9 protein-coding genes are annotated in these 10,287 nt (G+C 68.2%); 3 read left to right on the top strand and 6 right to left on the bottom strand.

Annotated elements, in window-relative coordinates:
- Nucleotides 1-383: 383 nt before the first annotated feature.
- From ACFE65_RS06940 to rplK, 3 genes are all read right to left on the bottom strand, one after another.
- Nucleotides 384-2,342, bottom strand: coding sequence for a hypothetical protein (locus ACFE65_RS06940; RefSeq protein ID WP_375381617.1), 1,959 nt, complete (start codon nucleotides 2,340-2,342; stop codon nucleotides 384-386).
- A 238-nt stretch (nucleotides 2,343-2,580) separates the two neighbouring features.
- A complete protein-coding gene (gene rplA, locus ACFE65_RS06935; RefSeq protein WP_375381616.1) occupies nucleotides 2,581-3,270 on the bottom strand; it encodes a 50S ribosomal protein L1 in 690 nt (229 codons plus the stop codon).
- A 3-nt stretch (nucleotides 3,271-3,273) separates the two neighbouring features.
- Nucleotides 3,274-3,711 carry a 50S ribosomal protein L11 gene (rplK, locus tag ACFE65_RS06930; protein WP_375381615.1) on the bottom strand — a complete coding sequence of 146 codons (438 nt, stop codon included), beginning with the start codon at nucleotides 3,709-3,711 and terminating at the stop codon, nucleotides 3,274-3,276.
- A 149-nt stretch (nucleotides 3,712-3,860) separates the two neighbouring features.
- On the opposite strand from rplK, the gene ACFE65_RS06925 reads away from it, so the two are divergent.
- Complete coding sequence (locus tag ACFE65_RS06925) at nucleotides 3,861-4,880, top strand: hypothetical protein (RefSeq protein ID WP_375381614.1); 1,020 nt, start codon at nucleotides 3,861-3,863, stop codon at nucleotides 4,878-4,880.
- Nucleotides 4,881-4,886: 6 nt separating this feature from the next.
- Here ACFE65_RS06925 and ACFE65_RS06920 read toward each other — a convergent pair whose 3' ends face one another.
- Nucleotides 4,887-5,174, bottom strand: coding sequence for a hypothetical protein (locus tag ACFE65_RS06920; protein ID WP_375381613.1), 288 nt, complete (start codon nucleotides 5,172-5,174; stop codon nucleotides 4,887-4,889).
- A 178-nt stretch (nucleotides 5,175-5,352) separates the two neighbouring features.
- Here ACFE65_RS06920 and ACFE65_RS06915 point away from each other — a divergent pair, with 178 nt between their 5' ends.
- Together ACFE65_RS06915 and ACFE65_RS06910 are read left to right on the top strand one after the other, a co-directional pair.
- The gene (locus ACFE65_RS06915) at nucleotides 5,353-8,673 is read left to right on the top strand and encodes a type ISP restriction/modification enzyme (protein ID WP_375381612.1); all 3,321 of its coding nucleotides are present in this window, start codon (nucleotides 5,353-5,355) and stop codon (nucleotides 8,671-8,673) included.
- Nucleotides 8,674-8,782: 109 nt separating this feature from the next.
- Nucleotides 8,783-9,157 carry a hypothetical protein gene (locus tag ACFE65_RS06910; protein ID WP_375381611.1) on the top strand — a complete coding sequence of 125 codons (375 nt, stop codon included), beginning with the start codon at nucleotides 8,783-8,785 and terminating at the stop codon, nucleotides 9,155-9,157.
- Nucleotides 9,158-9,349: 192 nt separating this feature from the next.
- On the opposite strand, the gene nusG is transcribed toward ACFE65_RS06910, so the two are convergent.
- Both nusG and secE read right to left on the bottom strand, forming a co-directional pair.
- Nucleotides 9,350-9,886: a transcription termination/antitermination protein NusG gene (gene nusG / locus ACFE65_RS06905; RefSeq protein WP_375381610.1), complete on the bottom strand. Its 537-nt coding sequence runs from the start codon at nucleotides 9,884-9,886 to the stop codon at nucleotides 9,350-9,352.
- A 27-nt stretch (nucleotides 9,887-9,913) separates the two neighbouring features.
- On the bottom strand, nucleotides 9,914-10,111 hold the full coding sequence (gene secE / locus ACFE65_RS06900; protein ID WP_375381609.1) for a preprotein translocase subunit SecE: 198 nt from the start codon (nucleotides 10,109-10,111) through the stop codon (nucleotides 9,914-9,916).
- Nucleotides 10,112-10,287 lie beyond the last annotated feature (176 nt).

The raw sequence follows: 10,287 nt of genomic DNA, 5'->3' as shown, positions 1-10,287 counted from the left end.
GACGGCGGCATCGCGGCGGTGACGCGCGCCTCCAGCGTCGCGAAATCGACCGGCCATTGCGGGACGACGCCCGACAGGCCGGCGGCGTAGATCCTGTTCTGGTAGTCGCCGTAGTGACCCACGCGCACCCCTCTCAATTCCCCCACCAAGGGGTTCCCTCATCCTCCCCCGCCAGGGGGAGGTGGCACCGAAGGTGACGGAGGGGTAGGCGTCCCAAACGTCAGCCAGTCCGCCCCCTCCACCAGCTTCGCTGGTCCCCCTCCCCCTGGCAGGGGAGGATGTATCGGCCGCGGTCGACCTTGCTAACCGATACTCCCGACCGATCTCGGCCAGGAGGCCGGCGCTTGTCTAGCCCTACCGATACACTCAACGCCGGCCAGCCCTCACGGCATCTGGAAACGCACGCCACCCGTATTGCCGCCGCAGCCCAATTGCCCGTCCGGGCGGAAGGTCTTGGCATATTGCGCACCGGCCATCGTCTCTATCGCCGCCTTGGTGAAGACGAACGGCGGATAGGCAATGATCGCGCGCTCGTTGCTGACCCGGCCGGCGGCGGAGATGTCGTATTGCAGCAGCGCCCAGCCCTCGAATCCCCAGCGCATCGCCTCGGCCGGGAAGGTGCCGCCCGCATGAAGCAGCCGCGGCGGTGAGTCGATCAGCGCGCAACTCTCGGGCGCGACATGCGCCTGCGCATAGATCGCGCGGGCCGCCTCGGGCCGGCTGTCGCGCTCCTCTAGGCTCGCGAGGCGGATCAGCGCCGCGCTGCGGACGGGGTTGTCGGGGTCGAGTCGCGCATCGCGTGCCACCGGCTCCAGCAGCGCGCGCGCCCGGACGGTGTCGCGCCGGACGCCTTCTGCCGCGATCAGCGCGACCGCGCCGCTCGCCTCCGCATCGTCGGCATAGCGCGCCGTCAGGGTGGCGACCGGGTCGCGGTCGCGCCGGTCGGCGTCGCTCCTCGCGAGCAGGTCGAGCGCGAGCCGGGCGCTGGGGGGAGCGCCCTCGCGTCGCGCGATCGCGAGCGCGCGCGCGGCCTCGGCCGACGCCTCGTCCCGGGGCGCGACGGGGTTGCTGGCGACGAGCCACAGGAGCGGCACGATCGCAAGCGCGTCCTTCCCCTGCCGTTGCTCGGCCGCGGCGAGCGACGCGCGCTCCTGCGGTAGCGCGGCCGCGTCCGATCCGGCAGGAGCGGCCGGCACCTCCAGGTCCTTCTGTCCCAGCCAGCGCACGAACTGCGCATCGAGGTAGCGCGCCACCGACGGCCGCTCGAACGACGTCGAGCAGCGCAGCTCCAGCCGGACGCGATTGCGGAAGAACGGCGGAACGGACTTCAACTGCTCGGGCGTCCACGACCAGCGAGAGACGGCGCGCGCGAACTCCAGCGCGACCGCGCCGCCGCCGGCCGCATAGACCGGGTGAACGTCCACCGTATGGCCGTCGGCCGCGACGGTGAACTCCACGATGCCCATGTCCTCGGGCTTCAGTCCCGCTTCCCCGCCGCAGTCCGGAACCTCGGTGACGACGCCGCGGCCGAACACGCCGTTGGGCAGCCGTCCGGCGCCCGTCATCGCCAGATATTCGCGCGCGGAGTCGGCATCCCCGGTCATCAGCGCCGCGATGGCGTAATCGGACCGGACGGACACGTCGTTCGAATCGGTGCGGCTGGTCAGCCCGCCCATCAGCTGCACCGCGCGCGCCGCCGTCCGCTTGGCGCCGGCGAAATCACCGCGGTTCATCGCCAGCTCCGCTTCCCAGCGACGCAGCTCGCCCTCCACCGCAGGCTCCGTCTTCACCGATCGGAGCACCGCCTCCGCACGCCCGACCGCGGCCGTGGCCGCCGCCGGATCGGTGTAGGTGGCGGTGCGGATCAGGCCGAGCAACGCGATGTAACGATCGATCGGCGTGTCCGCGATCGCCTCGGCCTCGCGATAGTGCGCGACGGCGGCGGCATAGTCGAGGTCGTGCTCGGCCACCTGCCCGAGCAGATGGTGGCCGTCGAAGCGATACTCCCGCAGCGACGGGTCGGCGGCCGGCAGGTCGGGCAGCGCCGTGCTCACCAGTGCCTCGGCTTCTGTGTCCTGACCCGCCGCGCGGAGCGCGACGCCCTCGCGCAGATGCGCGATCGCCACGGTGCGCCGGTTGCCGCGCGCCCGATCCGCGAGCGCATGCCACGCGGTGGCGCGGGCGACCGGCGTCCCGCTCGCCTCCAACGTGATGGCGGCATCGAACGCCTGCTGGACCGGGCTCGATCGGGCGGGGGCGGAGGTCGTTGTCGGGGATGGAGAGGGGAGCCGGGGTGCGGCGACCGCCGCCTGCGCCAGAGCCGCCGCCAATATCATGCTCATGCCGTCTCCCCCGAGTTGGCGGAGGGTATCGCGGGGCACCGCAGCCTGTCAAAGCCGTAGCTTAGTCATTCGCAAACGAAAAGGGCCGGGATCTCTCCCGGCCCTTTTCCTTCCAGCTAGGCCATCATGGGAGTAAATCCCATGACGTCAGACGGGCTGGCTGTCGCGACCCGCTGGCCGGCCGTTCGCGTGCCTTTCAGGCAGCGGCGCGCAAGGAGCCTTGCGCGCCTCGCTCCGGCTACGCGCCCACAACCTCTGCAGTGTCGATCTTGATGCCCGGGCCCATCGTCGAGGACAGCGCGACCTTCTTGACGTACTTGCCCTTGGCGCCCGACGGCTTGGCGCGCACCACCGCGTCGACCAGCGCGTCGAAGTTCGCGCGCAGGTCGGCGGCCGGGAAGCTCGCCTTGCCGATGCCGGAGTGGATGATCCCCGCCTTCTCGACGCGATATTCGACCTGGCCGCTTTTCGCGTCCTTCACCGCCTGCGTCACGTTCATCGTGACCGTGCCGAGCTTCGGGTTGGGCATCAGGCCCTTGGGGCCCAGCACCTTGCCGAGACGGCCGACGATGCCCATCATGTCGGGTGTCGCGATGCAGCGGTCGAAGTCGATCGCGCCGCCCTGGATCGTTTCCATCAGGTCCTCGGCGCCCACGACGTCGGCGCCGGCGGCACGCGCCTCGTCCGCCTTGGCGCCGCGCGCGAACACGCCGACACGGACCGTCTTACCGGTGCCTTTGGGCAGCAGCACGACGCCGCGCACCATCTGGTCGGCGTGACGCGGGTCGACGCCGAGGTTGAGCGCGATCTCGATCGTCTCGTCGAACTTGGCGCTGGCGTTCGCCTTGGCGATGCCGATCGCCTCGTCGATCCCGTGCAGCTGCTCGGGGTTGATCGCGGTCGCCTTCTGCTTCTTGCTCAGTGCCATGGTTCAGCCCTCCACCACGCTCAGGCCCATCGCGCGGGCGGAGCCTTCGATGATCTTCGTCGCCGCGTCGATGTCGTTGGCGTTCAGGTCCTTCATCTTGGCCTGCGCGATCTCGGACAGCTGCGAGCGCTTGATGTTGCCCGCGGTCACCTTGCCCGGCTCCTTGGAGCCCGATTTCAGCCCCGCGGCCTGCTTGATGAGATAGGAGGCGGGCGGCGTCTTGGTCTCGAACGAGAACGATCGGTCCGCGTACACGGTGATGACGGTGGGCAGGGGCGTGCCCTTGGCCATGTCGCCGGCGCTCGTCTGCGCGTTGAAGCTCTTGCAGAACTCCATGATGTTCACGCCACGCTGGCCCAATGCGGGCCCGATCGGGGGCGCGGGCTTGGCCTCGCCGGCCGGCACCTGCAGCTTGATGTAGCCGGTAATCTTCTTTGCCATAAGTCACTCTGTTCCAAGTTTAGCGGTGATGGCGCCCCGGACTAGGTCCGAAGGCTCCCGCGGAGGCTTCCCGACGATGTGGAAGGCGCTAGCCATAGCGCAAAGCCCCGCCGCTTGCAAAGTTGGATTTGGCGGCAGAGCGCCCGCGCATGGCCCGCATCCTCCCGCTCGATCACGAAGCGCGACACACCGCGTTCCTGCGCGCGCTCGCCGTCCATGGCAACGAGCGGCGGGCGGCGCGATCGGTCGGCATCCCCCGCTCCACGCTTCAGGCCCGCCGCGACGCTGACTACGCCTTCGCGCTTCGGTGGGCGAAGGCGTTGACGCGAGCCGCCGCGCGGCTGGCGGCGGAGGCGGTCGTCGCCGAGGCGCGGGAGGACAATCGCTCCGGGGGCAAGGGCGGCCGCACGATGATCGTCCGGCTCGCCAAGGGCCGCGTCCTGCGCCGCGCACGGCCGCCGCGGACGTTCACGCGACCGCGTGAGCAGGCGTTCCTGCTCGCGCTGTCGGCCTGCGCCAACGTACGGCTAGCCGCGGCGGCGGCCGGCGTCACCGCGACGACCATCTACCAGCGACGCCGCGCCAGTGCCCCTTTCGCGCGCGAGATGCGGCTGGCGCTTGCGCACGGATATGACGAGATCGAGGCCGCGATGCTGGAAGTCGGGCTGCAATCCGGTGTGGACGGCATGGGCGACTGGCGCCTCAACGACCGCCCCGCGATCCCCGCGATGACGGCGGGTCAGGCGCTGCAGCTGTTGTACCTGCACCAGAAGGAGGCGCGGCTCGGCGGAACGCCCGAGCCGCTGCGCAACCGTCGCGGCGAAACGAGCGAGATGCGCTCGCTGCGGTTCCAGTTGATGATCGAGCACCGCGACGAGCAGGCGCGCGAGCAGTTCCGCGCCGCGGAAATCGCCCGCCGCGCCCGGGGCGAGCCGCTGTTCCTGCCCCAACTCGAACACGAACTGCCCCCGATCACGTCCGCGCTGCTGTCGGACCTTTCGCAGGTGACGGGCTGGAGCGAGGCCAACCCGGCGAGCGTCCCCCGCGACCCGGACGTCGCCCTGTTCGGCGGCCACCGTGTGAAGCATCTGACGAAGGAGCAGATCGAGAAGGGCCGGGCGGCGCGGGAGGATGCGGCGTGGGAGCGGCGATTGCTGCGGGGGGAGTAGGGCCTGCTAAGCCGCCAGCAGCGACTCGATCCGCTCCAGCTCCACGCTGAACTGCCGCCGCATCGCGTCCGCCTCGTCGGCCGGCAGCCAGTCGGCCATCTGCGGGAACACCACCTGATGATAGCGGTGCGTGCGCCGGTCCCAGGGGGCCTCGTCGCGAGCCGCGCGCGCGGTGGCCAGGATCGCCGCCAGTTCCTCGCGCACGCTCGCCGGATCGACATGGGTCGGGTCGGGCCGTGTGTCCTCCAGCCCCAAGCCGAGCTGGCTCGAGCCGAACAGGTCGTTCTGTGGCATCGATTCCTGTTTCACGTCGTGGTTCCGGACTGCTTGCGACCTATTCGTCGCCAAAACACTGGAAGCACAAGGTAGGGCGATGGCGCAAGACGGGGCATCCACTCCTGCTTCACCTCATGGTTTCACCGCCGCTTGCGGCCTGTGCGTCGCTGGGGCACGACTTCCATATGGTGGGGCGATGACGCAAGATGGAGCGGCGGCGAAAGCCGTGAGCGGTTTCGGGGCAGCGGCCAAGGCCAAACTGGCGAACGTCGCCGCGACCGGTCAGCCCGAGGATCAGCTTCGTGGCCCGCTGGAGGCGCTGATCCCCGCACTGGCGAGCGCTGCCGGCATTGCGGGCGAGGTCGTTCTGGTGGGCGAGACGTCGCTCGCGGACCTGAAGACCCGGCCCGATTACTCCGTCACGCTTGGCGCCGGCCCAGCGAAGGGCGGCGCTCGGGCGCTGATCGGCTTCATCGAGGTGAAGGCGCCCGGCAAGGGGTTCGATCCGCGCAGGTTCACCGACGCGCACGACAAGGCGCAATGGGCGAAGCTGAAGGCGCTGCCCAACCTGATCTACACCGACGGCAACGGCCTGTCGCTGTGGCGCAACGGCGAGATCGTCGGCAAGCCGCTCGCCTTCGACGGTGACGTCGAGACGTCCGGCGCGAAGCTGGGTGCGCCTGCCGGGCTCCTGTCGCTGATCGGCGATTTCCTGTCTTGGCAGCCGGTCGCGCCCAGGAAACCCGCCGAGCTCGCCGCAACCGCCGCCCGCCTGTGCCGCTTCCTGCGCGACGAGGTGCTGGAACAGCTCGAACAGGACAATGCCGAGTTGAAGGGCTTGGCCGCCGACTGGCGCGCGCTGCTGTTCCCCGATGCCAGCGACGAGCGCTTCGCGGACGGCTATGCCCAGGCGGTCACCTTCGGGCTGCTGATGGCGAAATCGCGCAAGCTGATCCTCGCGGACGGGCTGGACCGGGTCGCGCGCGAACTGGGCAAGACGGACACGCTGATCGGCGCCGCGCTGCGCCTGCTGACCGAACAGGAGGTGCTCGGCCCGTCGCTTGCCACGCTCGTCCGCGTGCTCGACGTCGTCGATTGGGACGTGATCGCCAAAGGCGATCCCGAGGCGTGGCTGTATTTCTACGAACAATTCCTGGGCGTGTACGACAACCGCTTACGCAAGCTGACCGGCAGTTACTACACCCCGCCCGAGGTGGTGCAGGCGATGGTGCGGCTGTGCGACGAAGCGCTGAAATCACCGGCACGCTTCGATCGGCACAAGGGACTGGCCGACCCGATGGTGCAGATCGCCGACCCGGCGGTGGGGTCGGGCACCTTCCTCCTCGCGCTGTTGCGCCACATCGCGGGCACGATCGAGGCGGAACAGGGCAAGCCAGCGGTCGGCCCGGCGATGGCGGAGGTCGCGAAGCGCCTGTTCGGTTTCGAGCTTCAGTTCGGTGCCTATGCGGTCGCCGAGTTGCGGCTGATGGCGGAGATGATCGACCTGAACGCGGCGGGCCTGCCGCGCCTGTTCGTCACCGACACGCTGAGCGATCCGCACGCGACGTTCGAGAGCGGGCAGGGCATCTACAAGGAGATATCGCGCCAGCAGGCGACCGCCAACGAGGTGAAGCGCGCGCAGCCGATCACCGTCGTCATCGGCAATCCGCCGTACAAGGAGAAGGCGAAGGGCAAGGGCGCCTGGATCGAGAACGGCAGCGGGACGCGGCCTGCGCCGCTGAAGGACTGGCAGCCGCCGGCGAAATGGGGCGTCGGCGCGCACGCCAAGCACTTGCGCAACCTGTACGTGTACTTCTGGCGCTGGGCGGCGTGGAAGGTGTTCGAACAGGGCAGCGGCGGCCGCGATCAGGAGCCGCCCGTCGCCGAGCACCTGTCCGGCCTCGTATGCTACATCACCGTGGCCGGCTTCCTGAATGGGCCGGGCTTCCAGAAGATGCGCAGCGACCTGCGCCGCGACTGCGACGAGATCTGGGTGATCGACTGTTCGCCCGAGGGGCACCAGCCGGAGGTAGCGACGCGAATCTTCGAGGGGGTGCAGCATCCGGTCTGCATCGTGCTGGCGTCGCGTTCGCCGGATACGAAGCCGGACGTGCCGGCGAAGGTGTCGTACCGCGCGCTCAAGCCGGGGCGGCGGGAGGCGAAGTTTGCGGAGTTGGCGGCGCTGTCGCTTGCGTCGCCAGGATGGCTCGCCTGCGCAGTCGATCCGCGTGCGCCGTTCTTACCCGATCTCGCCGATAGCTGGGCCAGTTTCGTCCCGCTGGATAAGGTTGTAGGCTATGTCGGGCCGGGGGTGACCGCCGGCAGAACTTGGGTGATTGCACCCGACGCTTCTACGTTGAGCGACCGTTGGACAAGGTTGCTTGCCGAGCGAGAGCCCAATCGGAAGGAGACCCTCTTCCACCCCACCTTGCGAAAGGACAAACAGACTGGAGCTTATGTGGTCTCTGGTCGTCACATTCGAAAGGTAGTCAGTGAACCACTCGGCAATCGGCCGACGCGATCTGTAAAGATCATCGACGAGAAGCAAGCCAAAGCCGAGTCTCAGAGGTATGGTTTTCGTTCGTTTGATCGCCAATATCTAATAGCAGACGCACGGGTTATTAGCGACCCGAGGCCGAACATTTGGAACGCTCAGGGTAAATGCCAGGCTTATATTACTGCGCCAATGGACATATCGCCCTCCGGCGGGCCTGCGTTGACGGTTACGAACCAATCTCCAGACAAGCACCATTATAGCGGCCGAGGCGGGCATGTCTTTGCTCTGTGGAAAGACGCGGCCGCCACGCAGACCAACATCACCTATCCCGTTCTTGCCGCGCTGACCAAGCTGTATGGCGGCGCGCCCGATCCGGTCGACGTGTTCGCCTATGTCGCAGCAACGCTCGCGCATCCCGCCTACACCGATCGCTTCCGCGCCGATCTCGTCCGCCCCGGCCTGCGCGTGCCGCTCACCGCGGACAAAACGCTGTTTGCGGAAGCGGCGGCGTTGGGGCGCGAGGTGATCTGGCTGCACAGCTTCGGCGAGCGGATGGGGGAGGGGCGCCCGGCCGGGCCGCCGCGCCTACCGGGCGCCCGCGCGCCCAAGGTGACGGTGACGATCCCCTCGACGTCCGACGGCTTCCCCGACGCGATCGACTGGGATGCCGCCACGAACGAGCTGAAGGTCGGAGCTGGTCCGAGCGGGGGCCGGATCGGCCCGGTGACGCACGCGATGTGGACTTATCAGGTGTCGGGCAAGCAGGTGCTGCGCCAGTGGTTCAGCTATCGCAAGAAGAACCGGGAACGCCCCCAGATCGGCGACCGCCGCCCGCCCTCGCCGCTTGGCGACATCCAGCCGGACCATTGGCTGCCGGAGTATACCGAGGAGTTGCTCAACGTGCTCAACGTGCTCGGGCTGCTGATCGACCTGGAGCCGGAACAGGCGGACCTGTTGGAACGGGTGGTGGATGGGCCGTTGGTGGCGGCGGGGAAGGTCGCTGGGGGCGTCGCCGCATGATCGTCGGAACGTATTCGAGGGCGATCATGGTCGCCTCGTATGGGCTCAGCACGACCTTTACCGAAGCGGACTGAGCATCATGCGGAACGGGTGCGAGCGACATCTGGAAATGGCGGCCGCGATGCTCGGCGTCCGGCGGAATGAGTGGGACGATCGATCGGTTGATCATCGGACCTTGCAAGTCGCACATGATCTGTTGGCCGCCGTCTGGCGCTTCCGAGCCGATCCGCAGCAGATGGATGCCTTCGCCGCCGTGGCATCGATCGATGACTGGTTGCCATGGCTAGGAAGAGAGGTCGCGGGTTGGCGACAACACCCGATCCTTGTTCACCAGATGCGATTGGTGGTCGAGCATGGCAACGCCCTGACCGGGCAGGCGGCGGAAGCGGCTCTCGCATGGCACTTGCTGGACAGCTACGACGACGTGCCGTGGAGAACCGATTGGCGCGATGCCATCTGGGCGGGCTATCAACGGACAACCTGAACAGGAACATCGCAGAAGGGGCGGCGCGGCGAAGGCCCTCCTGAGCGCCTGCCTTGCAGGCAGTCGAAGGGCCGCGCCGTGACGTCGAACGGGTCGATCTCGCCGCTTCGCGGCTTGCTCGCCCGCCGGCCGGTCGAGCGCCGTCTCGCTTCTAGCTTCGCTAGGCGCGTGCGGAAGTGAGCTGCTTGCAGCTCACTTCGAGCGCTCGACCTGCTCGAACTCCAGTTCCACCGGCGTCGCGCGCCCGAAGATGCTGACCGACACCTTGACCCGAGACCGGTCGAAATCCAGGCCCTCGACGGTGCCGTTGAAGCTCGCGAACGGGCCGTCGAGCACCTTCACCGTGTCGCCGATCTCGAAATCGACCTTCACCTTCTGCTTGGGCGCGGCGGCGGCTTCTTCCTTGCTGTTGAGCATGCGTGCGGCTTCCGCGTCGCTCACCGCCTGCGGCTTGCCCATCGATCCCAGGAAGCCCGTCACCTTGGGCGTGTTCTTGACGAGGTGGTACACCTGGTCCGTCATGTCGAGCTTGGCCAGCACATAGCCCGGCATGAACTTGCGCTCGACCGCGATCTTCTTGCCGCGGCGCGCCTCCGTGATCGTCTCGGTCGGCACCTCGATCTGCTCGACCAGCTGGTCAAGGCCCATGCGGGTCGCCTCCGCCATGATCGAATCGCGGACCTTGCCCTCGAACCCTGAATAGGCGTGGATGATGTACCAGCGCGTCATCGCGTGTGACCTTCTTTCGTCTTGCGGTTATTGGGCGAACTTGAGCAGGCTGCGCACGATCGCCTCGAACACCGCGTCCACCCCTAAGAAGAACACCGCGAGCACGCTCGTCATGATGACGACCATGATCGCCGTGACCCACGTCTCCTTCCAGGTCGGCCAGACCACCTTACGAGTTTCGGCCCGCACTTGGTTGATGAACTCGGTCGGGGTCGTCTTGGCCACGTGCGCTTGTCCTGTCGTTCCCGCGCCGCCCGCATTGCGCCGCCGCCGCGTCCCCCGAGAGAAGGGAGCGGGCGGGCCCGTCGATGCTGTCGGATGAGCGTGGAAATAGCGGGACGGGTGGGGGAAGGCAAGAGCGGGGATGGCGGGGCCGGATGCCGCGATTGCCGAGCCCGCCG

Source organism: uncultured Sphingomonas sp. (assembly GCF_964237335.1).
Classification (GTDB): Bacteria; Pseudomonadota; Alphaproteobacteria; order Sphingomonadales; family Sphingomonadaceae; genus Sphingomonas.
This window is presented reverse-complemented; position numbering and strand designations above follow the sequence as displayed.